Here is a 24,954-nt window from a genome sequence, read left to right as displayed (position 1 = left end):
ATCGGCTGGTCAGTAAGAGCCGCGCGACATCCAGACGGCCGGGACGGTCTTGATGATGATGCGAACGTCCTCGAACAGCGACCAGTTCTCGACATAGTGGCGGTCGAAGGCGACGCGGCTGTCATAGGACACATCGTTGCGGCCGCTGACCTGCCACAGGCCGGTCAGGCCCGGGCGGGATTTCAGGTAGTAGACCGCGGACGTGCCATAGATTTCCAGTTCGTCGCGCACGACCGGACGAGGGCCGACAAGACTCATGTCGCCCTGCAGGATGTTGATGATCTGCGGCAGTTCATCGAGGCTGAGTTTCCTCAGTACGGCTCCGACACGGGTGACGCGGGGGTCGTTCTTCAGCTTGCGGGTCGCATTCCATTCCGCGTTGGCGTCCGGGTTGGCGGCGAGATAGGCTGCCAGCACCTTGTCGCCGTCCGGAACCATGGTGCGGAACTTCAGGCACGGAAAAATCCGCCCGCCGCGCCCTATTCGCCTGTGGCCATAGAAAATCGAACCGCCGTCGGAAAACTTGACGAGCAGCGCTATCATGACAAACAGCGGGCTGAGAGCGATCAAGCCAATCAGCGAACCGGTGATGTCGAAACTGCGTTTGAGCAGGCCGCCGATCGGCGGCGGAAAATCGATGTCAGCCTGCGAAAAGCCCGCCGTGGCCGACTTGGCAACGTCCCTCATGCCGTAAACTCCATGCGTTGAACGAATGGTTCGCGGCAAGATACCAAAAAAATGTTGCAGCGCAACACACAATTTCCCATCTCGTTGAAATAGTCGCGTCATGAATTGACTAAATAATAAGCTAGCCATGCACAAATTTCGGCATATTTAGCACATTTGTGACAAGAAATGGGCATCGTCGAAAAAATACGGACATTTTTAGGGCGGTTTTTAGGCAAGCCTACCTATCTGCCAAGGCACGGCCCATATTAGTGCTTCAGTGTTCGGTGATGCTTGGGCAAAACCACGTAAAATACTACTTAATATTGCTTATTCTACTGGAGGTAACTGATGGCCGGAGATCGGCTTGAATCCCATTGCGTGCATTGCAGCATGATGGAGTCGATCGCAAAAGCCCGATGAAAAATATCCGGAGTTGCCCTTGCCGCCTATTGCTCGCCTTAATAGAATTGCAAATTATATCTGTCAGAGTGGCGACAGGTAGAAAAGGCCGGAAGCAACCGGCCGAGAGTGGGCGACCTTAACAAGCCCACATAACAAGGGACGGCGCTCGGGTGGGGCAAACGTTATATGTACCCGAGCCGGTTTATGGGCTGTTGGGTATGGCACTTCCAAAATTCATCCTCGGGATGATTTTCGCTTTGGCTATCGTGGTCGGCTGGTCCTGGCTGGGCGGCGCGTCGATAGGCACAATACTGGTGCGCGCCATCATTTGCGCGGTTGTCATCCAGGCGGGTTACTTCGTGCTCGTCTATGCCATGATCGCCAGGAGCCCGCCGACGCCGGCCGACATGGCTCGTGACGCCGAGCGAAAACTGAATGCGCCCGAGGTTGCCGAAGGCGAAAAGCTGAGCGCAAGGCGCGGCCTGCATTAGCCGGTCGGAATCGCGCCGCCCTCACGCGACGTTGGCGGCTTCGCTCTCCGACTGTTCCCCCGACAGCATCCTCGACAACCGGCTGCCGGGTTTTTTCCTTCAGCCGCTGATATTGGCCGACCTCGACGATACGGCGCATGACCGCACTTATGTAACGCTCTGGTTGCAAAATTCCGCACGGCAAAAGGAAAGGCTTTACGGCATCAAGGTTTTTGGTGATGCTTGCTTCGCACTTGCAGCATAAGCGTCGCGGGAACCGCTTTCTTTGGGAGACTGTGCGCTAAATGGCCTTGCCGGATGGTTCATACGAATGATTGCGCGCCGCCGCCGTGTCGATGCCTGGCCCGGCGCCACCAAAATTGCCGACATTGCCTGGCTGAACAAGCTCGCGACCTTCGTCCTCAAAGCCCGTCGCGCGCAGCTGCGCATGACAGGCCGCCTGAGCTTTTCCAGTGGCTCGACACTTGCCGCGGCAGTCGATTTCGGTCGCCGCGTCTTTGAACGGCCGGGCATTTGCCGATGGCAATTCCATCGGGCATCGAACGAGCATGGGGCGAGGGCAAATCGATATCACCTGTACGAGAGGCAAATCCATGTCGATGATGAAATCCGAGGTCTGCGTGATCATCGCGGCAAAAAACGCGGCAGCGACCATCGCTGTCGCCATCGCATCCGCGTTGCGCGAACCGGAGGTGGCGGAGGTCGTCGTCGTCGATGACGGCTCCACCGACGGCACTGCTGACGTCGCACGATCCGCCGACGACGGCAGCGGCCGGCTCACGGTGATGCGCCTCGACGTCAATCGCGGCCCCTCTTTTGCCCGCAACGCGGCGATCGCCGGCTCGAAATCGCCGTTCATCGCCATTCTCGATGCCGACGATTTCTTCCTCGAAGGTCGGTTTCGCAGCCTGTTTGCCGGTGCCGATTGGGATTTCGCGGCGGACAACATCATGCTGATCAGGGATGATGCGACAGGCGATGCGACGAAAATCGTCGCGCCTGAATTTGCCGCCGATCCGGAATTCCTCGATTTCGAACGCTTCGTCGAAGGCAATATCTCCAGGCGCCGCGTGCAAAGGGGCGAGTTGGGCTTTTTGAAGCCGGTGATCAGCCGCGCCTTCCTCGACCAGCACGGCTTGCGCTATGACGAGAGCCTGCGGCTGGGCGAGGACTATGAACTCTACGCCCGTGCGGTCGCCCGCGGGGCGCGGTTCAAGGTCATTCGCTCCTGCGGCTACGGCGCCATCGTCCGCGCCGATTCGCTGAGCGGCCGCCACAAGACGCAGGATTTGAAGCGTCTGGCCGATGCGGATTTGGCGCTGCTGGCGATCGACAGCCTGCCGGAAGGCTCGAAAGCGATGCTGCGGCGGCATGAGCGGCACGTGCGCGACAAGTATCGGCTGCGCAATTTCCTCGACGTCAAGGCCGAGCGGGGGCTGGCATCGGCCGCGGCCTATGCCTTGTCAAGCCAATCTAACCTCGTCCCTATCGTCCAGGGCGTGGCCGCCGACAAGCTCGAGGCGCTGTTTCGCCGTGTCGGCCTTGTCTCCAGGCAAAACGTGCCGCCGCTGCGTTTTCTGATGGCCGGAACCAGCACGGGCAAGGAACGTTAAGCGCGGTCCATGCGTGCGGTTGCCTGCCAAGGGACACCTTATCACGCAAACCATTTCGGCCGGAATTATGAGTTTACGAATTGGGTAGTTGCCTCACGGCTCCGACGATGGCAGTCTATGTTGCGGTGCAGCAAATTAGACGACCAGCCGAACTGGCCCCCGATCGGATTGGTTTGATGTCTCTCCCTAAGAGGAGCAGGACAATGCGACGCGAGTTTTCTGAGCCCCGGCTGCGGGGATCGGCCAGAAGCCCGGCCCACAAGCCGGCGATGACAGGAATTTGAGTTCATGGCCTCGATATTCGGTTTCAGATCAAGGGATCCGGCCCGCGACCGGCAGACCGATGTTTCACGTCTTGATCGTCTGGCAAAGCTGTTCGAGCAAATCGCGGCCGAGATCGAGTCCGAGAGGGCCGGGCTCGAGAATCGCTACCGGACGAAGGCGACCAACGCCGCCTTCCTGGTCGAAGCGATGGAAAACGGCTCCGCCTCCGACAAACGGTCCTCGGAAGTCAGCGCATTGACGCAGTCGATCCTGAATTGCGAACGCCGCATCGCGGCACTGTCGCGCCAGGATGGCATGATGAAAGAGCTCCGTCATTCGCTGGATATGGTCTTCGACGAGAATGCCGAACCGGCAGCCAAGGCTGAATTCGCCAGGCCGGCGGGAGTCGGCAGGGGTTGAAGGTGAGGGCTCGGAATTGTCGCAACGGATTTGATGCAAGGCAGCAAAAGCAATTCGGGAGGGTCACAAAAGAGATCAAGGTTGCCCGTTCAGGAGCGGTTCGAACGTCGACTTTGGGTTGGGGACGCGCAGCGCAAGGGTGAGTTTGGTATGAATTCGAATCCGAAATCCAAGTCCATGACAACACTCGACGCACCGTCGTTCGCACAGCGGCCCGGGCAAGCCGGCCGGCGGCGACTGGTTTCGCTCGGCGCGTTGCTGCTGGCCGCTCTTGGCAGTTTCCTGGCAACCCCTTCCCATGCCCAGGACATTCCGACATCGCCGTCCTTTGTCGACGATTTCAAGAGCTTCGATCGTGCGCGCTGGTATGTTTCCGACGGCTGGAACAATGGCAGCCATCAGAATTGCACTTGGTCGAAGGGACAGGTCAGCCTGTCGGACGGGGTGCTGTCGCTGGGCTTCGAGAAGCAGCAGCTGAAAGACCGTGAGTTTGCTTGCGGGGAGATCCAGACCAAGCAGCGCTTCGGCTACGGCACCTATGAGGCACGGCTGAAGACCGACACCGGCTCCGGCCTCAACGCGGCGTTCTTCTCGTATATCGGTCCGTCCGACAAGCAGCCCTGGGACGAGATCGACTTCGAAATCCTGACCAAGGACACCTCCAAGGTGCAGGTCAATGCCTATATCGCGGGCAAGGGCAAGAACGAGAAGCTGGTCGACGTGCCGGGTGGCACCGAGAGTGCTTTCAACGACTACGCCTTCGTCTGGCAAAAGGACAGTTTGCGCTGGTACGTGAACGGCCAGTTGGTCAATACCATCACCGATCCGGCGAAATTGCCGACCCATGCGCAGAAGATATTCTTCAGCTTTTGGGGCAGCGATACGATGAAAGGTTGGATGGGAGCCTTCGCCGATCCAGGCCGCAAGCTTTCGCTGCAGATCGAGCGCGTTGCTTTCACGGCGCTCGGCGAACCCTGTCAATTTCCGGAATCGCTGGCATGCAGCGTAAAGTAGTTGGGATAGTCGATTTGAACTGGCCGGGCCGAGAACGGTTCGCCGCCTTGCATGGGAATGAAAACGAATGAATTTGACGGTGTTTGGAATTGGCTATGTCGGCCTCGTGCAGGCGGCGGTGCTTGCCGAAGTAGGGCACCATGTGGTGTGCGTGGACATCGACGCCGCCAGGGTCGAGCGGCTCAATCAGGGCCTGGTTCCCATTTTCGAACCCGGGCTGGAAAATCTCGTCAAGGAGAACCATGCCGCCGGCCGCATCAAGTTCACCACCGATGCCGCCGCCGCCGTCAGGCATGGCGACATCCAGATGATCGCGGTTGGCACACCGCCCGGCGAGGACGGCTCGGCCGACCTCAAATATGTGCTGGCCGTCGCCGAGACCATCGGCCGCGAGATGGACAAACCCAAGATCGTCGTCGGCAAGTCGACGGTGCCGGTCGGCACCTGCGAAAAGGTCAAGGCGAGGATCGCCGAAACGCTGAAGAAACGAGGCCGCGAGGACCTGAGCTTCGACGTCGCTTCCAATCCGGAATTCCTCAAGGAAGGGTCCGCGGTCGCCGATTGCATGAAGCCGGACCGCATCATCGTCGGCACCGACAGCGAGGACACCGAGGCGGTGATGCGCGAACTCTACGCACCGTTCAACCGCAACCATGAGAAGATGATCGTGATGGATGTGCGCAGCGCCGAATTCACCAAATACGCCGCCAATTGCATGCTGGCGACCAAGATCAGCTTCATGAACGAGATGGCCAATTTGGCCGAGCAGCTCGGCGCCGACATCGAGGAGGTCCGCAAGGGCATCGGCAGCGACCCGCGCATCGGCTACCATTTCATCTATCCGGGTCTTGGTTATGGCGGCTCGTGCTTCCCGAAGGACGTGCGTGCGCTGATCAAGACCGCTGAAAGCGTCAAGTTCGATGCCAAGCTGCTGCGCGCGGTCGAGGAGCGCAACAACGCACAGAAATCGGTTCTCTTCGACAAGGTGGACCGCTATTTCAAGGGCAATCTCAAGGGCAGGACCTTCGCGCTGTGGGGCCTCGCCTTCAAGCCCGACACCGACGACATGCGCGAGGCGCCGGCGCGCGTCCTGATGGAAGCGCTGTGGAAGGCCGGCGCCAATGTCCAGGCCTATGATCCCGAGGCGATGCAGGAATGCCAAGCCATCTACGGGCTGCGCGACGACCTGCTTCTGTGCGGCACCAAGGAGGCGGCACTGCGCGGCGCCGACGCGCTGCTGATCGCCACCGAGTGGAAGAGTTTCCGCGCGCCGTCCTTCGATGCGCTGAGAGATGCACTGACCACACCGGTCATCTTCGACGGCCGCAACCTCTATGATCCCAAGGTCATCGCCCGTCACGGCATCGAATATCACTCGATCGGCAGAATGGCGGCGTGACGGCAGGGCGGCACAACAAGGAGCCAGGTCCATGAAAGTTCTGTTTGCGGGCGGCAGCGGCTACACGCCGCAATTCAGCGGCGGTGTGCAGTCGAGCACCCACCATCTGGTCGAACAATTGCGCGAGAACGGTCATGATGCTTCCGTTCTGGCAGCGCTGTTCGGCGATGGCATATTCGGCTTCAGGGCGCGCGCCAAGATGAAGCTCCTTCGTCAGCGCGCTGTCATCGACACTTTTCCGGGCTATCCGGTGGTGCGCGCATGGTTTCCCTGGGAAGCGGTCGGCTTTGCGGTCGAAAAGCTGAGGCCGGATGTTGCCGTGGTGCAATGCCACAACTCGGTTCCGATCGGCAGGGCACTGCAAGCCGAAGGCGTGCCTGTCGTCGTTTATCTGAGGAATGTCGAATTCCGCGAACTGGCCGGTGACCTGCGCGACCTGCAATCGGCGCTCTATATCGCCAATTCCGAGTTCACCGCGCGCACCTACAAGGCAAAATTCGATATCGATTCGACGGTCATTCCGCCGACCATCAATCCCGGGTTCTACAGCACTCCCACGACCGGTGAATTTGTCACGCTCATCAACCCCTATGAGGAAAAGGGCTTCGACCTTGCAGTCCGCATTGCCGCCGCCTGTCCTGAGATCCCATTCCTGTTCGTCGAAAGCTGGAAGCTCGATGACGATCATCGGGCCCGGATCGAAGCGACAATCTCTCCATTGCAAAACGTCAAGCTGGAAGGCCGCACCAGTGACATGAAGACGGTCTACGGCCGCACGAAGATACTGCTTGCGCCCAGCAAATGGGAGGAGGCCTGGGGCAGGGTAGCCTCAGAAGCGCATTGCAGCGGCATTCCCGTGGTCGGCTCACGTCGCGGCGGTCTGCCGGAAGCAATCGGCTCCGGCGGCGTGGTTCTGGACTACGACGCACCGCTTGCCGACTGGGTCTCGGCCGTCAGGCGGCTGTGGAGCGACGAGGCCGAGTACAAGCGTCTGTCGGCGGCGGCGATTCAGTTTTCCGAGCGATCGCAAATGAACCCAGACCGTCAGTTTGCCACGTTCATGGACGTTCTCGACAGCGCTCGGCGCGTCGGCCTGGAGCGTGCTGCCTAAACGCGCTGCGTTGGATTTGCCCAACTGGCCATGCCGGCCTCCGCACCTGGACCCGCCAAGCATGCCGGCGCTGCCGGGGTTCTGGCGGATCCTGTAGGCCTTGGAGGTTGATCGGCAGACACGCCAAATTGCCTGAAATCTTGCAAGGTCGCACCAAAAATGTTGCAGTGCAGCAAGGCCTGTACTAACGTCCGTCCGGGTGGCCAAACAGCGGTAGAATTCTATGCTGCACGTCTTGTGCCTCGGGCACGATGTTTTCGGCCCGGCCGTCGTCGGGCGCGCACCGGTTCCCAGCGCGGTTGACCTGCAGCCACCTTGCAAGGTTTCCGTGTCACCTGTCAGTCCCCATGCGGGGCGGTTCACAACGGGCTGCTTGATCGGTGTTCGCACGAACGCATCCTGCCGATGAAGATTTGCTTCGTAGTCGACAAGTTCCCCTCATTGTCGGAGACTTTCGTTCTCGACCAGATAGCCGGATGCCTTGAGCGCGGCATGGAAGTCGGCGTCGTCTGCAATGAAATGTCGTTTGGCAAGGACGGCAATATCGACGATTCTCGCTGGCACGCGCTGCCGGGAAAGGTCGTATGCTGGTGGGGTGGCCTGGCTCGCTATCGCCCGCTGCTCAGGAAGTGGTCTGGCAGGTTCTGGGATAAACTGTCGACCGCCATCGACATTGCTTATGCGCGTAAATTGCAGAACGCCGACCTGATCGTCGCCCATTTCGGCAACAACGGCATGCGCGTGGCCCGCGCTATTAAGCGAGGCAGGATTTCCGCTCCCCTTATGACGATATTTCATGGCCGCGATGTCGGCGAGCCGCTGCATGACAATTCACTCGCGCGCTACAAAATTGTGTTCGAAAAGGGCGCTCTTCAACTGCCGGTGAATGCGTTTTTCCGCGATGCTTTGATCGACGTCGGTGCATCGCCGACGCAAGTTATGGTTCACCATATGGGCGTGCGGCCGAGCGAGATCGGCTATCGGTGGCGTTCATGGGAGCACGCCACTCTATCTTTCATCTCGGTCTGCCGCCTGACCGAAAAAAAGGGCATCGAATATGCGCTTCGCGCGCTCGCCGGCCTGCCGCGGCGCGATTGGGTCTATTCGGTGATCGGAGGCGGAGAACTTCTGGAGGAGCTGAAGGAGATCGCCGCAAATCTCGGCATCGCCGACAGGGTGACCTTTCTTGGCCCGCGTTCGCACAGCGAAGTGAAGCAACGGCTGCGCGATGCTCATGTGTTCCTGCTGCCTAGCGTCACTGCGCGCGATGGCGATCTGGAAGGCATTCCGGTTTCACTGATGGAGGCGATGGCCGCCGGACTGACAGTGGTCAGCACATATCACTCGGGGATTCCCGAACTGATCGAGGATCAAAAGACAGGGTTCCTCGCTCCCGAGAGAGACATTGCGGCGCTGACTAGCAAACTTGCCTGGATCGCCGAGAATCCGAAGCCCTGCGAGCAAATTGCCCTCGCCGCGCGCAAGAAGATCGAGGCGGACTTCAACGCAGATGTGCTGAACGAACATTTCGCACAGATAGCCGAGCAGCTTGGCGAAACGAGGTTCGGTTCATGAATGTCAATCCGCCGCCCCCCCATTTCGGCCGTGTCGCCCTTCGTGGCGGATTGGTGACGATCGGTGCGCAGGGCTTCAAGATGGCGATCCAGTTTCTCTCCGTCATCGTGCTCGCCCGTCTGCTCGTTCCCGAGGATTTCGGCCTGGTGGCTTCCGTCGGGCCGATCGTGGCCTTTGTTGGATTGCTTCAAAACCTGGGCCTCCAGCAGGCTGTGGTTCAGCGCAAGGACATCAGCGACCAGCAACTCAACCAGGTTTTCTGGATCAGTGCGCTCGTCGGGCTGGGCAGTGCCGTGGCAGTGGCCGGCCTGGCGCCCGCGATTGCCGCTTTCTACGGCGATCAGCGCATGTCCGGCATCACTCTTGGCTCCGCCTTGCCGCTGCTCCTCGGCAGTCTTGCCGCGGTGCCGCTGGCATTGATGAATCGCCACCTGCAATTCGGCCAGCTCGCCGTGAACGATGTGACAAGCGCCGCAGCCGGACTTCTGGCCGCTGCGGTCGCGGCCTATGCGGGGCTTGGCTACTGGTCGCTGGTCATCGGCCCGGCTGTTTCAGCGGTTGTCGCATTGGCGGCCGCGTGGCGGGTGGCGCGGTGGAGGCCGCTACGGCCGGATTTGAAAGTCGATGCCGACATATTGTCGTTCGGCGCCAATCTGACGGGCTTCAATCTTGCCAACTTCTTCTCGCGCAATCTCGACAACATTCTCATCGGAAAATATTCCGGCGCGATCGAGCTCGGCTATTACGACCGCGCCTATAAGCTCCTGCTGTTCCCGCTGCAGAACATCAACCAGCCGCTGACGCGCGTGATGGTGCCTCTGCTAAGCCGCATCCATGAGGACAAGGCTCGATTTCGCGACATTTACGTGCGGACCAACTGGATGCTGGCTGCCGTTACCATGCCCGGCATTGCGGCGCTGACGATGACCTCCGATCAGGTCGTAGGACTTCTCTTCGGCCAGGGTTGGGCGCCGGTGGCGCCGATTTTTGCGTGGCTGGGCATCGCTAGCCTGGTCCAGTCCGTTTCAAGCACCACAGGCTGGATATTCATCTGTCAGGGCAAGACGAAGACCATGTTCCACTGGGGCATCTATTCGTCACTGACGACCGTCGCCGCCTTCATCGTCGGCTTGCACTGGGGTGCCGTCGGCGTTGCCGCGGCCTATGCCATCAGCGGTTACGTGCTGCGCGTTCCCGTGCTTGCCGTGCTGGTCCATCGAGTCGGTCCCGTCACAGCCGCCGACTTTCTCGTCATGCAGGGGCTTTTCATTGCCTCGTCCCTGCTCGCCTGGCACGCATACTCGTGGCTGCCGGCGTCGCTGACCGGACAGTCAGACCTGCTCGCGGTCTTTCTTGCGATTGCCCTCAATTACGGGATCGGTCTCATTCTCATGCTTGCGGTCGCCCAATCGCGCCGCGCGTTGTTCACCACCCTGTCCAATGCCGCGCGCAACATCCGCTGAGTGACCCTCGATCAAAGGCGCCAGCAGGTTTGTGGCCGACATTGCCGAGGCATGCTCCTCAAGCACCGCCTGAAGGCTGGTCTGGCGATAGAGGTTGAGGTTTCCTGCAAATCTGCCGAGCTTTTCGCTCGCTTCCTCAGGCGTCACTGTGTCGATGTCGAGCAGCACGTCGGCGACACCGATCCGCTTGGCTACTTCCTTGGTCTTGAACTCATAGGCGATTGGCAGCACCGGCGTGCCGACACAAAGCGACATGATCATCATGTGCATACGCGTGGCGACCACGAAGTCGAACCCTTTCACCAGTGCCATCAACTGGTCCGGCGTGTGAAATGCAGCGTCTACGGTCACATGTTTGGCGATCTCCGGATCGAGTTCGGCGACGATCGCCCGTGCGGTCTTGGAATCGTCATGGGCATATTCCGGCACCCCCTGACACGTGGAGACGAAGGTCACCTCCTTGCCGTGGTCCCTGACGAGAATCGTCGCGATCTCGTGGATCGAATCGAGATAGCGGCGCATGCCACCTTCGCCGTCGCTGACATAGTTCCAGTGGCGGACGGAAATGGCGACGCGGCCCGTCGGCGCCGGCGGCTGACTGGAGGCTAGAATTTTCTCGATCCTGTCGGTTTCTGCCAGGGCAAAGACGGCATCGGCCACCACGTGGCACTTGCCGAAATCCTTCACCATATCCTGGATATGGTTTCTGGACCGTTCGTCACGCAGCAGGATGAGCGGGCTGCGGTCGAAGATCGGACTCAATTCCTGGCGGTTGTAACTTTTATTGAACGGGCCGAGCGATTGCGTGAAGAAGACCGGATCCTTGCCGAGCACGGCATCAAGCCGGAACTGATTGAGACGCCTCTCGAGATTGTAGTTCTCGACGAGATAGGTGCCGCCCGTCGTGACCACGAGATCGGCGCCAGTGTAGATATCGAGGCTGCGACGGTCACTCCGGCTGAAGAAAGTGCCAAGCGCGCTGCTCCCAAACCACCGCAGGGCCTGAAGGACAATTTTGTTGTAGATCGGTTTGATCCGGTTCTTCAGTCCATCGCCATTCTTGTACCTGAAAAGGGATTCCGACAGCAGCTTGTGAAATTCGAGGTCCGGATACTCCCTTTTCGGGTAGAGCCTCGCCGCGACCTCGGGCTGGCTGTCGAAGATGAAGAACTGCAGGTCGCTCCCGGCGACTGCCTTTAGGATGTGCCGGATCGCTAGGAGAATCGCTGCATCCCCGGTGTTCAGGCAGACTGTGTTTTCGACCACGATCTTCATGGAATTTACCTCATATCGTCAGCAGATTCCGCAGCTAGGCCGGCGGTGCTTAAGACGGGGGTGACCGAAAATGCTGCACGCCAGGACGATCCCGATGCGCTCCGCGTCACGATTAGGGCGCCGCACCAAGTCGGTGACCGCATGGTCCGAGTGGCACTAAAAGCAAGCCCGAGATTAACGCATCAATTTTGCAGTGCAACAGAAAACGTGGATCACTGCACCAAAAATGTTGCGATGCAGCAAGAGGTGTACTAGCATTCTTGTGGGTGGGCCAACAGCGGTCGAGTTTTCATGCTGCATGTCTTGTACCTTGTGCACGACGTTTCCGACCCGGCCGTGCGCCGAAGGATTACGATGCTCAAGGCAGGTGGGGCCCAGGTCACTTTGGCCGGCTTCCGTCGCACCACGAATCCGATTGCGGATGTCGAGGGATTGCGGCCGATCGACCTTGGCGCGACGCGTGATGGGCGATTCGGCCAGCGCCTCGCGGCGGTCGCCAAGGCGGCTCTATCGGTCGGCTCGAAGCTTGCCGGGGTGCCGAGGCCCGATCTCATCATCGCGCGCAACCTGGAAATGCTGGCGCTCGCCCGCCGCGCCAGTTCAGCCTTCGGTGCGTCGGTTCCGATCGTCTACGAGTGCCTCGACATTCATCGCCTTGTGCTGCGCAACGATGTCCTGGGCAAGGCGCTGCGCGCCACGGAACGCTTCCTGGCCAGGGACGTGAAGCTGCTGGTGACCAGTTCGCCTGCCTTCATCGCCAATTATTTCAAGCCGTTCGGCCAGGTCGCGGCACCCATCGAGCTGGTCGAAAACAAGTATTTCGAGGCCGCGGCGATCTTGCCTGGCGCCCCCGAGGCCTTGGAGAGTCCGCTCGGCCCGCCATGGCGGATCGGCTGGTTCGGCGCCTTGCGCTGCCGCCGTTCGCTCGAACTGCTGGCCGATTTCTCCCGCCGCATGGATGGACGCTTCGAGATCGTGCTGCGCGGCCGTCCGGCTTTGTCCGAATTCCCGGATTTCCATGGCTTCGTCGAAGCCGAACCATGGCTGTCGTTTCGCGGGCCCTACCGCAACCCGGAGGACATGGCGGCGATTTATAACGACGTCCATTTTTCCTGGGCGATCGATTTCTTCGAGGCGGGGCAGAACTCCGAATGGCTTCTGCCCAACCGGCTCTATGAAGGCTGTCGTTTCGGCGCGGTGCCGATCTCGATGGGCAACACCGAGACCGGGCGATTCCTCAAGCAGCAGGATATCGGCGTGCTCTTGCCGCAGGCTTCGCCCGAGGCGCTCGAAACCGCGCTCGGCAAGATGGAAGAGCATCTCTTCGCCAGGCTGAAGTCGCGTGTTCTGGCCCGCAACCCGAGGACCTGGAGCTACGATCGAAGCGATTGCCGGGCGCTCGTCGAGCGGTTGCGCGGCCTGACCGCCGTGCCCGGCTCCTTTGCAGCCGAGGCATTTGGCATAGGATGGCCAGAGATGGACAGAGGCGGATGACGCAGACTGAAAACCCCTCATCCTGCCTGATCGTTATTCCGTGCTTGAACGAAGCCGCCCATATCGGCGCGCTGCTCGATCAATTGCGACCCGCGGCCGCCAGGCTTGACGCCAGCATCATCGTCGCCGACGGCGGCAGCACCGACGGCACGCTGGCCATCGTCCAGGACATCGTTGCGAAGGACCAGCGCGTTATCCTGCTTCACAATGAGCGGCGCATCCAGAGTGCGGCGATCAATCTCGCCGTCGGCACGTTCGGTAAGGGTGCCGACTATCTCATCCGCATCGATGCGCATGGCGGCTATCCCGACGACTATTGCGACCGGCTGGTCGAGGAGGCATTGGCCACCGGCGCGGATTCGGTTGTGGTTTCGATGCTGACCAGCGGCAGCGGCACCGTGCAGAAGGCCGCCGCCGCGGCGCAGAATTCCAAGCTCGGCACCGGCGGCTCGAAGCATCGGCACCTTTCGGGAGGAGAGTGGATCGACCACGGCCATCACGCGCTGATGCGGATATCGGCCTTCGGGGCGGTCGGCGGTTATGACGAGACGTTCAGCCACAATGAGGACGCAGAGCTTGACTACCGCCTTCGTCAGGCCGGCTACAAGATCTGGATGAGCGGCAAGACGCAGATGGTGTACTATCCGCGCGCCTCGCTCATCGGCCTCTATTTCCAGTATCTCGGCTACGGTCGCGGCCGCGCCAAGAACGTGCTGAAGCACCGCGTCATCCCGAAGGTCCGGCAGATGGTGCCGCTGCTGGTGTTTCCGGTCGTGCTTCTGGCGGCCTTCTCTTTCGTGCATTGGCTGGCGGCGGTGCCGCTGCTGATCTGGGCGTCGGTATGCCTCGGCTACGGCATGTGGACGGCCATCCGCCAGCGCAATGCCGATATCGCGCTTGCCGGCGTCTCGGCGATGGTCATGCATCTTGGCTGGTCGGTCGGCTTCTGGCTGCAGCTTCTCGGCCTCGGGTCGCGGCGCGGGGTGGCGTGATGACGGCGCAGGCCAAGAACCGCGGCATCGACATCGGCGTCTGCACGTTCCGCCGACCGGAACTGGCTGACACGCTGCGCTCGCTCGACGCCATGGAGATTCCGGCGGGATTCGATGTCAGCATCGTCGTCGCCGACAATGACGACGCCCCGACCGCCCGTGATCTGGTGACGGCGCTGTCGCGGGAATTGACGGTGCCGATCCGCTATCAGCATGCCCCGGCGCGAAACATCTCGATCGCCCGCAACGCTTGCCTCGACGCCAGCACCGCAGATTTCGTCGCCTTCATCGATGACGACGAGACGGCCACGCCCGCATGGCTCGCCGAACTGGTCGCTATGGCTGAAGCAAGCGGTGCCGCCGCTGTGCTCGGCCCGGTCAGGGCGCACTATCGCCCGGATGCGCCGGACTGGATGCGGCGCGGCGATTTCCATTCGACCTTGCCCGTCTGGGTGCGCGGCGAGATCCAGACCGGCTACACCTGCAACGTTCTGCTGCGGATGGGATCGGACAGCCTGCGCGGCCGCCGCTTCAGCCTGGCGCGCGGCCAGACCGGCGGCGAGGACACCGAGTTCTTCGACCAGATGCACAAGGCCGGCGGCCGCATCGCTTTTGCGCCGGAAGCCTGGGTCGACGAGGTGGTGCCGCGCACAAGGGCGGCATTCGACTGGCTCGGCCGCCGCCGCTTTCGCGTCGGGCAGACGCATGGCCACCTGCTGGGGCGCAACGCGCGGGGCATCGGCCTGGTCAAGCAGGTCGGCCTGGCGTCGGCAAAGGCCATCTATTGCTTCGCCTCGGCACTTCCGGTCCTCATCAGTCCGGTTCGAAGGAACCGAAGCGTGCTACGCGGCATTATGCATGTCGGCGTCGTCAGCGGCCTTGTCGGCATCCGCGAAATCCGGCTCTACGGCCAGCCTTCGCCACAGGAGGGAGGCAATCGTGCAGCCTGATGTGAGCTTCGTGATTGCCGCCTATAACGCCGAGGCGACCCTCGACCGGGCGATCGCCAGCGCTATCGCCCAGAACAACGTCAGCGTCGAAATCATCGTCGTCGACGACCAGTCGCGCGACGCAACGCTCGATGTGGCGCGGGCCTATCCGCAGGATATCGTCCGCGTCGTCGCCCTTGCCAGCAATCGCGGCCCTGGCGGCGCCAGGAATGCGGGCCTCGACGCCGCCCGAGGCAGGTGGATCGCGGTTCTTGATTCCGACGACGCCGTCTTTCCCGATAGGCTCGCCGCCATGATCGCGCGTGCCGAGAGTGCAGGCGCCCAGATCGCCGTCGACAACCTCCAGGTCATTCGCGAGGACGGTGTCATCGAGGACGCGATGTTCCCGCGGCACTATCTGGAAGGCTTGCGCGAAATTTCGCTAGCCACCTACATCGCCGGCAACGTCCTCTTCGAATCGAAGTTCAATCTCGGCTATCTCAAGCCGATCTTCCAGCGCGAGTTCCTGAACGAGAACGGACTTCGCTATGATGAAAAACTGATCATCGGGGAAGACTACATCCTCCTGGCCAACGCCTTGGCCATGGGCGGCAAATGCGTCGTCGAACCTGATATCGGCTATGCCTACCATATCCGCAGCGGCTCCATCTCCCGCGTGCTCGAGCTTCACCATGTCGAAGCGATGCACAGGGCAGATGCGGTGTTCGCTCAAACTCATCAGATGGATGACGCCGCTCGGGCCGCGTTCGCCCGGCGCGGCCGCAGCCTGCGCAAGGCCGCTTCATTCCTGTCGATGGTTCAGCACATCAAGGCGCGGTCACCGCTCAAGGCGATCCTGACAGCGCTCGGCGACCCGGCGGCGGTCAGGCATATGGGCATGCCGATCGCCGTGCGGTTGCGAAGAATGGCGGCGCAGTTTGCCGTTGGGGTGGGCAGGTGAAGATGCAGGCACATGGAGGTTTTCGTGGCCTGTGAATGGACTGAAGTCGATCTCCTCAGAAGGAATTTGCGATGAAGAAAATCAGGAAGGCCGTGATACCGGTGGCGGGGCTTGGAACACGGTTCCTGCCGGCGACCAAATCGATGCCGAAGGAAATGCTTCCCGTCGTCGATAGGCCTGTCGTGCAATATGCGGTGGACGAGGCCTTCGAGGCGGGCATCGAGCACATCGTGTTCGTGACCGGTCGCAACAAGGCGGTAATCGAGGACTATTTCGACCTCCATCCGGAACTGATCGGAACCCTGGAACAGACCGGCAAGAAGGCGCAGTTGCAGTCGCTGGAAAGCCTTTTGCCGGTGGCCGGCGCCACCAGCTTCATCCGCCAGCAATCGCCGCAAGGCCTCGGCCATGCCGTCTGGTGCGCGCGCGAAGTCATCGGCAACGAGCCCTTCGCCTTGCTGCTGCCGGACATGGTCTCCTTTGGCGGGCGCGGATGCCTCGCCGAAACCGTCGACCTCTACGAGCGAACCGGCGGCAATGTCATCGCCGTCGAGCGTTGCGAACCAACCGAGACCAACAAATACGGCATCGTTGGCCGCGGCGCCGAGATCGGCAGTGGCTTCGAGGTGACGGCGATGGTCGAAAAGCCGGCGCCGGCCAACGCGCCGTCGAACTTCTACATCAACGGCCGCTACATCCTGCAGCCCGAGATCTTCGCGCTTCTGGGCAATCAGCAGCGCGGCGCCGGCAACGAGATCCAGCTGACGGACGCAATGGTCCGTCTGTCGAAGGATCAGCCGTTCTTCGCCCAGCCTTTCAAGGGTCGCATGTTCGACTGCGGTTCCAAGGAAGGGTTCATCCAGGCCAACATCGCCTTCGCGCTGGCGCGCGACGACATGAAGGGCCCGGTTTTCGAGATGCTTCAGGAGTTCGTCCGGACGCATGAACGTCAGGAAGAAGCCGCATAATGCCCATGTTTCGGGAGCATTTTCAGATGGTGGATGGCGCGGGGCGATAGGCTTTGCGCTGTCTGGCACGAGGTTTGCGTCGTTTTGCGCAAACGCTCCCGATCTTGGCGGCGCCTGCAAGCCAAAGCATGATCCCGGAAAGTGGGTCCCGGTTTCCGGAAAAGATCATGTTCAAACAGTGAGATAGAGCCCATTGCGATCAATCGGAATGGGACCGGCTCTAGAATTGGACCGAAGATGAACTATGCCAACTTTCCTCTCGACAAGAGGATGCCATTGCCGAATTCAGACGCAGGAGACGGCGAAGACTTCATCGATATCGAGCGGCTGCTTGGCATGGCCGCACGGCAAGCCAAGGTGGTTGCCGTGTGCGCCATCATCGGTCTCATTCTTGGCGTGCTCTATCTGCAGACCACGCCGCCCAAATATCAGTCGGTCAGCAGCGTGCTGATCGACGAAGGCTTGAACAAGATCGTCGATGACATCTCAGCGGCATCGACAACCATGCAGACCGATTCCGCCATCCTGAGCCAGATCGAAATACTGAATTCGACGCGGCTTGCCGCCGTGGTGGTCGACAAGCTGAAGCTCGACCAGAACGATGCGTTCATGAATCCGCCCGTATCGGCTCTGGCCCAGGGCGTCGGTCTGGCCCGGAGCCTGATCCAGTATGTTCGCCCCAGCCCCGCCACGCCGGGCGTCGGTGACATCAGCAAGCTCGACCCCGCCGCCCGCGATGCGCTTATCGCCACGTCTCGTCGCGACTACGCGATCCTCAAGCTGCAGAATGAGGTCCAGGCGGAGCGCACCGGGCGAAGCTTCGTGATCACCATAGGTTATCAGGCAACGGATCCGGCCCTCGCAAACGCGGTCACCAAAGCCTATGCCGATGCCTATCTCGCCGATCAGCTCGATGCCAGCTTCGACGCCACCGAGCGGGCGGCGGTCTGGCTGCAGGGCCGGTTGACGGAATTGCGCCAGAGCTCGCAGGCGGCATCGCTCGCGGTCGAGAAATTCAGGGCCGAACATGGCTTGGCCGCCAACAGCGATGGTCAGCTGATGAGCGACAAGCAACTCTCCGATCTCAACGCCCAGCTCATCGTCGCGCAGGCCGACACCGCACGCGCCAGTGCCCGCTACCAGCAGTACAAGGCAATTGTCGAAAGCGGCTCCGACAACGCTTTCAAGGATGCCGCCATATCGAGTGACCAGCCGAGCAGCTCGGTCATCGCGGCGCTCAAGACCCGCTACCTCACGGTCTCCAAGCGGCTGCAGGACGTCGAGGCGAATTTCGGCCCCCAGCATCCGCAGGCGGTGGCGCTTACCAAGGAGAAGACCGACATATCGACGCAGATTTTCGGCGAACTGAAGCAGCTGACCGAAAGCTATCGCAACGAATATGAAGTGGCGCAGGCGCGCGAGACCGCGCTCAGGGCCAATGTCGCGGCCGCACAAGGCAAGAGCTCCGTTGACAACCAGACGCAGGTCAAGCTGCGTGAACTCGAACAGCAGGCGACGGCGCTCACCACGCTCTATCAGACCTTCCTCGGCCGCTACGAGGAAGCCGCGCAGCAGCAATCCTTCCCGGTCGGCAAGATCCGCGTCATCTCGGACGCCTCGATGCCGACCTCCGCGTCAAGCCCACGCACGATCATCGTGCTGGGACTTTCGCTGGTTCTTGGCATGCTGATGGGCGCCGGCTTCGGCGGCCTGAACGAGTTCAACGAACGGTTCTTCAGGACCGGCGAGGATGTACGCGACCGGGTCGGCCTGAAATTCCTCGGCTATCTGCCGATGATCGGCGGCAAACTCGGCAAGGAAGAAAAGCCTGGCGATACCCAGGTGGATGCCAAGACCGCCAAATCGCTGTCGGCCGCGGAAAAACGGGCGCGCATGCGGGTCAGCATCGATTCGCCTGCCTCGATGTTCTCCGAAACGCTGCGCAGCGCCAAGATTGCCTTCGACGTCGTGCTGGAAGGGCAAGGCAGCCGCGTCATCGGCATCATCTCGGTGCTTCCCGGCGAGGGCAAGTCGACGGTCGCGGCCAATCTCGCCGGCCTGCTTGCCGCCAATGGCGCCAAGACGTTGCTGATCGATGGTGACCTGCGCAATCCCGGCCTCAGCCGTGGCCTCGGCATGGAAGCCGAGCAGGGCTTGATGGAAGCGGTGGTCAACGGCCAGACCTGGCAGTCCGTCGGCAAGATCGACAGGCAGACGAAGCTGGCGATCATCCCGGCCGTGCTGCGCGGCAACTTCTCGCATACCAGCGAACTCCTCTCCTCCGCCGGCATGCGGCGCTTCATCGGGAACGCCAAGGAGACATTCGAATACATCGTCGTCGATCTGCCGCCGCTTGGACCAGTGGTCGATGCCAAGGCCTTCGCGCCGCTGGTCGACGGTTTTCTGCTCGTCACCGAATGGGGGCGCACGCCGCGCGCCATGGTCAGGTCGATGCTGGAATCCGAACCGTATGTCGCCAACAAGATCGTCGGCGCGGTGCTGAACAAGGTCGATCTGAAGAAGCTGGCCAAATACGGATCGTTCGGCGGCTCGGAAAAGTTCTTCGATAAATACTCGACCTACTATCTGGAAAAATCGGAAGTGCGCAGCAAGGCACCGGTCTGATTTGACCGCTGCCAGGGCAAGGCCGGCCGCGTTCATTGTGGCTGCACGTGACGTGGCGATGCGCTAACCGGAGCAGACGATTGGCTACGCGGCCTTGAGCCGGCAGCGGAAATGGTGCGGTCGAGCAGTAGCCGGATGCGTGGCTCGGCTTAGGTCGCCACCAGCTTGCCGCGATCATCGTCGCGCCGATTGCCATCGACCGGAGATAGAGATAAGGCGCTCCGGCGCGGACCATCGCCACTCAAGCATCGCAGCCCCGACAAGCCAAGCCCTTCAGCGGCTCAAAGGCCGATCCCGCGCTCCTTCAGGGCGGCGGCGATCTCGTCGAGAATGACCGGGTCGTCGATGGTCGCCGGCATCGCCCATTCTTCCTTGTCGGCGATCTTCTGCATGGTGCCGCGCAGGATCTTGCCCGAGCGTGTCTTGGGCAGGCGCTTGATCGTCACCACCGTCTTGAAGGCGGCGACCGGGCCGATGCGTTCGCGCACCAGGCCGACCACCTCGGTCTCGATGAGGCCGATATCGCGCGTCACACCAGCATTCAGCACCACGAAGCCGAGCGGAACCTGCCCTTTCATGGCGTCGGCAATGCCGATGACCGCGCATTCGGCGACATCGGGATGCGCCGAAAGCACCTCTTCCATGGTGCCGGTCGACAGCCGGTGGCCGGCGACATTGATGATGTCGTCGGTGCGGGCCATGACGTAGAGATAGCCGTCCTCGTCGACCATGCCGGCATCCGCCGTTTTGTAGAAGCCGGGGAACTCGTCGAGATAGGCTTGGCGGAACCGTTGATCGGCGTTCCACAGCGTCGGCAGGCAGCCGGCCGGCAGCGGCAGCTTGACCACCACATTGCCCAGCGTGCCGCGCGGCACTTCGTGGCCCGCATCGTCGAGCACGCGGATATCGTAGCCAGGCATCGGCACGCCCGGTGAGCCGTATTTCACCGGCAGCAGGCCGAGGCCGGCGGGATTGATCGTCATCGGCGAGCCGGTCTCGGTCTGCCACCAATGGTCGATCACCGGCACGTTCAGCTTCTGCTCCGCCCATTTGATGGTTTCAGGGTCGGCGCGCTCGCCGGCGAGGAACAGCGTGCGGAATTTCGACAAATCGTATTTCGCGATGAACTCGCCCTTCGGATCCTGCCCCTTGATGGCGCGGAACGCGGTCGGCGCGGTGAAAAGTGCTACGACACCGTATTCCGATATCACCCGCCAGTAGGTGCCGGCATCGGGCGTGCCGACAGGCTTGCCCTCGAACAGGATGCTGGTGCAGCCATGCAGCAGCGGCCCGTAGACGATATAGGAATGGCCGACCACCCAGCCGACATCGGATGCCGCCCAGAACACCTCGCCCGGCTTGACGCCGAACTCGTTTTCCATCGTCCATTTCAGCGCGACCATGTGGCCGCCATTGTCGCGCACGATGCCCTTGGGCTGGCCGGTCGTGCCCGATGTGTAGATGATGTAGAGCGGATCGGTAGCGAGCACCGGCACGCAATCGATATTGGCGCCCGCTGCCCGTTCGCGGGCGACGGCATCGGCGTAGTCGATGTCGAAATGCTCCCTGAGGTCGCAGCGCAGTTGGTCGCGCTGCAGGATCAGGCAGGCGTCCGGCTTGTGGCGGGAAATCTCGATCGCCTTGTCGAGCAGCGGCTTGTAGGCGACGACGCGGCCCGGCTCCAGGCCGCAGGAGGCGGAAATGATCAGCTTCGGCCTGGCGTCGTCGATGCGGGTGGCGAGCTCATGCGAGGCAAAGCCGCCGAACACCACCGAATGCACCGCGCCGATGCGGGCACAGGCCAGCATGGCGATGGCCGCCTCGGCCACCATCGGCATGTAGATGATAACGCGGTCGCCCTTGCGAATGCCGCGGTTCTTCAGCACCGAGGTGAGTGCGACCACCTCGCGCTTGAGTTCGGCATAGGTGAATTTCTTGACCGTGCCGGTGATGGCGCTGTCATGGATCAGCGCGATCTGGTCGGCGCGTCCGCCCGCCACATGGCGGTCGATGGCGTTGTAGCAGGTGTTGCAGGTGGCGCCGGTGAACCATCGGCCATAGACCCCGGCAGTGGCGTCGAACACCTTGTCGTAGGGCGAATACCAGTCGATGGCGCCGGCCGCGTCAGCCCAGAATTGCTCCGGGTCGCGTTTCCAGCCGTCATAGACCTCGTGATAGCGTGAAGCCATAAGGCCCTCCCCAGGAACGATTTTCTTCCCTCCAGATAGCGCGCTCTAACCTTGGCCGCAAATGTACGCCATTGTGCTGACGACATCGACCTGGTGCTTGGGGGCAAGCTGCTATGAAATTGCGATATGGGATTGGAGCCGCGATGTTTGCCAGGCGATCCTTGCTTCCATCCTTCCTGGCTGTCTTGCTCGCGATCTCCACCGGAGCCGCTCAGGCCGGCGATGCCGCGGCACGGCGTATCATCGGCTTTTCGCCCGACGGTGCCTATTTCGCCTTCGAGCAATATGGAAAGCTCGATGCCGGCGCCTCGGACTCCGGCTGGTCGGAGATCGACATCATCGACACGCGCACCGATGAATTCGTCGGCGGCAAGCCGATCCTCGTCGTCGACGCGTCGGAGGAAGCGACGCTGACCCTGGAACAGGCGAGGGCGCAGGCCGCCGTCAGGGCGGCGCCCGTTCTTGCCAGATATGCCATCGCATCGCGCGGCGATCAGACAGCTTCCGATAAGTTCACCTTTCCAGGTGAGATGATTGCCTACAACGACATTTCCCGCCTCGAACAGGTGTCGCAGAAGTGGCTGGCGCCGCTCTATGGCGAAACGGATATTTCGACCATCCAGCTCGATCAGATCCTGGCGGCCAGCACGGGCGATTGTTCGGCGAGTTTCGATGCGGCGCGGCAAGGCGATACATCCGGCAAGGCGCTCGGCTTCCGGCTGACGCTGCAAGGGCAAGACAGCAAGCCGTTCAAGATCCTGCACGAGGACAAGGCCGTGCCGGGCTCAAGAAACTGCCCGACCTCCTACAGCCTGTCGGAATCCTACGAATTCACCCCGGCCGGCAAGCCGGCGGTGATCGTCGTGCTGGTACAGCGTTTCAGCCAGGGTTTTGAGGGGCGTGATCGCCGCTTCCTCGCCGTGACCGGGCAACCGCGCTGACACGACGGCCCAAAGTTGCCCTGTCGATGACTATTGATTGTTCTAGATAGGCAGGGCCACAAGCATGAGACCAATGCCGCCAGCGATCAAAATTGCCGTCGCCAGCGCTTTTCTGTGACGTTCGAAGCTCGTCGGAGCCCGCTCCCAATTGTAACCCATACGCTATCTCCCCAAGACCCAGGCAGGCTTTACCTTACTCCAGGGAAGAAAAGCAACGGCCGAGCCGGTCGGTTCCCTTGTCCATGCCTCGCCTTGGCGTCTATTTCTGAGACGATTCCGGCCGGGAGCAGGCCGCGGATGCGATTTCGCGACCGGGACGAGGATCTGTCGGAACGCAAAACCGCGGCTGCCCGCCGCCGGTCTCCATGATCGGCTGATAGACAGCGTTCCATCGCCGCGCTATCTGAAATCCGGGGTTTTTGCATGGCTTGGTGGGGTTGGTGATGGAAATTGGCTCTGGAACGGTTCTGCGGCTGGCGGAAGACGCTTCGGTCCAGCATGTCGGCGATGGTGCAGTCGTGCTTTTGGCGCGCAGCGGCCAGCTTTACACATGCAACGGCACGACCGAAGCCTTCCTCGACAAGGTGGACGGCGCGCGCAACCTCGACCAGATCGTCGACCTGCTTTGCGGGGAGTTCGAGGTCGACAAGGGGACGCTCGATCAGGATATGGCGTCACTGGCCACCGATCTGATCGAGGAAGGTATCCTCGCCGCGCCGGGTGCTTGATGGCTAAAGATACGCGCCTGATGGCCGACGGTCCGCTCATGCGCGCCTTGTTTCGCTGCCATCTCTGGGCAAGCGCGCGGCTGATGCCGTTCCTGGTCGCCAACCGCAGCTTCGAGGACGTGCTCAAATGGGCGCCGCTCACCTCGTCGACGCCCTATCGCGGCTTGCCGTCCGCCTACATCGTCGCCAGCGTCAACCGCACCGTCCGCCATCCCTGGCTGATGCGCGACCGCAGGTGTCTGAGAGAGGGTCTGCTCGGCCATCGTTTCCTGCGCCTTGCCGGCTTCGATCCGGACCTGCGCTTCGGCGTTGATCCCCAGTCGATGCACGCGCCACGCATGTCGGCGCATTGCTGGGTCTGCCTCGACGGCAGGCCGGTGGTCAGCGACAGCCTTCCCGGCATGGTCGAGATCTACCGTCACCATGCCGATGCCACGAAGGTGCGTCCCGCTTGACCAGACCTTCAGCGTGCTACGCCCTCAACGGCCAGATTCTCGGCATATCGGCCGAGCGCACCGAGCTGTGGCGGGATTTCGACAGGATGTTCGCCGGCCTGCGTATCGCCGAACCCGTCGAGCCGGGCTTTCGCCTTGATATCACCGAGACCGACACCTTGGATGAGACACCCCACGGATCCCTCGTTTTCGATGGTGAGGTCCCGGAGGATGGCCACTGCCGGATGATTGAGGCCGGCGGCACCATCCATCTCGTCTTTCCCGCACGTCTCACCGTCTCGATCAAGAGCGACGAGGGTTGGGCCGAGCTCCGGGTGCGCCCCGGCACGAAAGTCGCCTGGACGGCCTGGATGCTGGTGCTCGACGCCGCGCTCGACGCTGGCGGCCAGCATATGCTGCATACCGCGGGCCTGACGTTGCCGGGCAGCGATGCGGTGGTGCTGATCCATGCCCCGAGCGGCACCGGCAAGACCACGACGTCGCTGGCTCTGGCAACGCAGGGCTTTGGCCTCTGCTCCGACGACGCCATGATCGTGAATGTCGCTTCAAGCAAGGTCGTGGCCTGGGGCTTGCCGCGCGCCGTCAAGATCCACCGGAAGACGGCGCAGATGATTCCGCGGGTGGCGCCATGCCTCGGCCAGACGTGGGATCGCAACGGCGAACAGCCCGTCTCGCTTGAAAGGCTGGCCGGGATCGTGCGGGTAGAAAACGCGTCCGCCAGGCCGGTAGCGGCCCTTCTGCACTTGGCGCGCTCCGCCGACAGCCAGACCCGGCTCGTCGCCATGGCCAGGACCGACGCAATGGTGGCGCTGGCAGTGGACAATGTCCGCACGGGCATGACCGGGCTGCTGCCGATGCAAAAACGCCGGTTGGCGACCATCGCCGGGCTGGTCAATTCGGTGCCGACCTTCCGGTTGGAGGTGGGCGCGCACCCGGCCGACGCGGCGGCGCTGATCAGCTCTACCCCGGATTGACG

The 24,954-nt window shown here is 61.7% G+C and carries 22 protein-coding genes and 1 pseudogene; 19 read left to right on the top strand and 4 right to left on the bottom strand.

Features of this window, described 5'->3' with window-relative positions; all coding sequences use genetic code 11:
* Nucleotides 1-9: 9 nt before the first annotated feature.
* Complete coding sequence (locus tag NKG99_RS15370; RefSeq protein WP_352869095.1) at nt 10-687, bottom strand: sugar transferase; 678 nt, start codon at nt 685-687, stop codon at nt 10-12.
* A 602-nt stretch (nt 688-1,289) separates the two neighbouring features.
* On the opposite strand from NKG99_RS15370, the gene NKG99_RS15365 reads away from it, so the two are divergent.
* A complete protein-coding gene (locus NKG99_RS15365; RefSeq protein ID WP_352869092.1) occupies nt 1,290-1,562 on the top strand; it encodes an exopolysaccharide production repressor protein in 273 nt (90 codons plus the stop codon).
* A 31-nt stretch (nt 1,563-1,593) separates the two neighbouring features.
* Nucleotides 1,594-1,806: a hypothetical protein gene (locus NKG99_RS15360; RefSeq protein ID WP_352869090.1), complete on the top strand. Its 213-nt coding sequence runs from the start codon at nt 1,594-1,596 to the stop codon at nt 1,804-1,806.
* 36 nt (nt 1,807-1,842) lie between these two features.
* On the opposite strand, the gene NKG99_RS15355 is transcribed toward NKG99_RS15360, so the two are convergent.
* Nucleotides 1,843-2,217, bottom strand: coding sequence for a hypothetical protein (locus NKG99_RS15355; protein ID WP_352869167.1), 375 nt, complete (start codon nt 2,215-2,217; stop codon nt 1,843-1,845).
* On the opposite strand from NKG99_RS15355, the gene NKG99_RS15350 reads away from it, so the two are divergent.
* From NKG99_RS15350 to NKG99_RS15320, 7 genes are all read left to right on the top strand, one after another.
* The gene (locus tag NKG99_RS15350; protein ID WP_352869088.1) at nt 2,156-3,175 is read left to right on the top strand and encodes a glycosyltransferase family 2 protein; all 1,020 of its coding nucleotides are present in this window, start codon (nt 2,156-2,158) and stop codon (nt 3,173-3,175) included. The two genes, NKG99_RS15355 and NKG99_RS15350, sit on opposite strands and share 62 nt — an antisense overlap.
* 288 nt (nt 3,176-3,463) lie before the next feature.
* A complete protein-coding gene (locus tag NKG99_RS15345) occupies nt 3,464-3,859 on the top strand; it encodes a hypothetical protein (RefSeq protein WP_352869085.1) in 396 nt (131 codons plus the stop codon).
* Between the two features lie 150 nt (nt 3,860-4,009).
* The gene (exoK, locus tag NKG99_RS15340) at nt 4,010-4,873 is read left to right on the top strand and encodes an endo-1,3-1,4-beta-glycanase ExoK (RefSeq protein WP_352869082.1); all 864 of its coding nucleotides are present in this window, start codon (nt 4,010-4,012) and stop codon (nt 4,871-4,873) included.
* Nucleotides 4,874-4,940: 67 nt separating this feature from the next.
* A complete protein-coding gene (locus NKG99_RS15335; protein WP_352869080.1) occupies nt 4,941-6,272 on the top strand; it encodes a UDP-glucose dehydrogenase family protein in 1,332 nt (443 codons plus the stop codon).
* A gap of 31 nt (nt 6,273-6,303) precedes the next feature.
* The gene (locus NKG99_RS15330; protein WP_352869078.1) at nt 6,304-7,383 is read left to right on the top strand and encodes a glycosyltransferase; all 1,080 of its coding nucleotides are present in this window, start codon (nt 6,304-6,306) and stop codon (nt 7,381-7,383) included.
* Nucleotides 7,384-7,875: 492 nt separating this feature from the next.
* Nucleotides 7,876-8,958, top strand: a complete 1,083-nt coding sequence (locus tag NKG99_RS15325) for a glycosyltransferase (protein ID WP_352869075.1) — start codon at nt 7,876-7,878, stop codon at nt 8,956-8,958.
* Nucleotides 8,955-10,421, top strand: coding sequence for a lipopolysaccharide biosynthesis protein (locus tag NKG99_RS15320; protein ID WP_352869073.1), 1,467 nt, complete (start codon nt 8,955-8,957; stop codon nt 10,419-10,421). Before NKG99_RS15325 ends, NKG99_RS15320 begins: the two co-directional genes overlap by 4 nt.
* A 225-nt stretch (nt 10,422-10,646) precedes the next feature.
* Here the strand turns inward: NKG99_RS15320 and NKG99_RS15315 are convergent.
* Nucleotides 10,647-11,696: pseudogene (locus tag NKG99_RS15315) on the bottom strand (polysaccharide pyruvyl transferase family protein); the annotation flags it as partial.
* Nucleotides 11,697-11,987: 291 nt separating this feature from the next.
* Here NKG99_RS15315 and NKG99_RS15310 point away from each other — a divergent pair.
* From NKG99_RS15310 to NKG99_RS15285, 6 genes are all read left to right on the top strand, one after another.
* Nucleotides 11,988-13,190, top strand: coding sequence for a glycosyltransferase (locus tag NKG99_RS15310; RefSeq protein ID WP_352869070.1), 1,203 nt, complete (start codon nt 11,988-11,990; stop codon nt 13,188-13,190).
* A complete protein-coding gene (locus NKG99_RS15305; RefSeq protein WP_352869067.1) occupies nt 13,187-14,182 on the top strand; it encodes a glycosyltransferase family 2 protein in 996 nt (331 codons plus the stop codon). Before NKG99_RS15310 ends, NKG99_RS15305 begins: the two co-directional genes overlap by 4 nt.
* Nucleotides 14,182-15,132 carry a glycosyltransferase family 2 protein gene (locus tag NKG99_RS15300; RefSeq protein WP_352869064.1) on the top strand — a complete coding sequence of 317 codons (951 nt, stop codon included), beginning with the start codon at nt 14,182-14,184 and terminating at the stop codon, nt 15,130-15,132. Before NKG99_RS15305 ends, NKG99_RS15300 begins: the two co-directional genes overlap by 1 nt.
* Nucleotides 15,122-16,072, top strand: coding sequence for a glycosyltransferase family 2 protein (locus tag NKG99_RS15295; protein WP_352869061.1), 951 nt, complete (start codon nt 15,122-15,124; stop codon nt 16,070-16,072). The genes NKG99_RS15300 and NKG99_RS15295 overlap by 11 nt, the downstream gene beginning before the upstream one ends.
* A 71-nt stretch (nt 16,073-16,143) precedes the next feature.
* A complete protein-coding gene (locus NKG99_RS15290; protein WP_352869058.1) occupies nt 16,144-17,040 on the top strand; it encodes a UTP--glucose-1-phosphate uridylyltransferase in 897 nt (298 codons plus the stop codon).
* A 237-nt stretch (nt 17,041-17,277) separates the two neighbouring features.
* The gene (locus tag NKG99_RS15285; RefSeq protein WP_352869055.1) at nt 17,278-19,665 is read left to right on the top strand and encodes a polysaccharide biosynthesis tyrosine autokinase; all 2,388 of its coding nucleotides are present in this window, start codon (nt 17,278-17,280) and stop codon (nt 19,663-19,665) included.
* A gap of 281 nt (nt 19,666-19,946) precedes the next feature.
* On the opposite strand, the gene NKG99_RS15280 is transcribed toward NKG99_RS15285, so the two are convergent.
* Nucleotides 19,947-21,854, bottom strand: coding sequence for a propionyl-CoA synthetase (locus NKG99_RS15280; RefSeq protein ID WP_352869052.1), 1,908 nt, complete (start codon nt 21,852-21,854; stop codon nt 19,947-19,949).
* A gap of 143 nt (nt 21,855-21,997) precedes the next feature.
* On the opposite strand from NKG99_RS15280, the gene NKG99_RS15275 reads away from it, so the two are divergent.
* The 4 genes from NKG99_RS15275 to NKG99_RS15260 all read left to right on the top strand — a co-directional run bounded on the left by NKG99_RS15275 (nt 21,998) and on the right by NKG99_RS15260 (nt 24,952).
* The gene (locus tag NKG99_RS15275) at nt 21,998-22,795 is read left to right on the top strand and encodes a DUF2259 domain-containing protein (RefSeq protein WP_352869049.1); all 798 of its coding nucleotides are present in this window, start codon (nt 21,998-22,000) and stop codon (nt 22,793-22,795) included.
* Nucleotides 22,796-23,238: 443 nt separating this feature from the next.
* Nucleotides 23,239-23,523, top strand: a complete 285-nt coding sequence (locus NKG99_RS15270; RefSeq protein WP_352869046.1) for a PqqD family protein — start codon at nt 23,239-23,241, stop codon at nt 23,521-23,523.
* Nucleotides 23,524-23,543: 20 nt separating this feature from the next.
* Nucleotides 23,544-23,978, top strand: a complete 435-nt coding sequence (locus tag NKG99_RS15265; RefSeq protein WP_352869162.1) for a lasso peptide biosynthesis B2 protein — start codon at nt 23,544-23,546, stop codon at nt 23,976-23,978.
* A gap of 86 nt (nt 23,979-24,064) precedes the next feature.
* Nucleotides 24,065-24,952 carry a phosphoenolpyruvate carboxykinase (ATP) gene (locus tag NKG99_RS15260; RefSeq protein WP_352869043.1) on the top strand — a complete coding sequence of 296 codons (888 nt, stop codon included), beginning with the start codon at nt 24,065-24,067 and terminating at the stop codon, nt 24,950-24,952.
* The last annotated feature ends 2 nt before the right edge of the window (nt 24,953-24,954 follow it).

The sequence above is a fragment of the Mesorhizobium sp. M1409 genome, assembly GCF_040317535.1.
Taxonomy (GTDB): domain Bacteria; phylum Pseudomonadota; class Alphaproteobacteria; order Rhizobiales; family Rhizobiaceae; genus Mesorhizobium.
The sequence above is the reverse complement of the archived record's forward strand: the minus strand, read 5'-3'. Positions and strand labels throughout refer to the sequence as shown.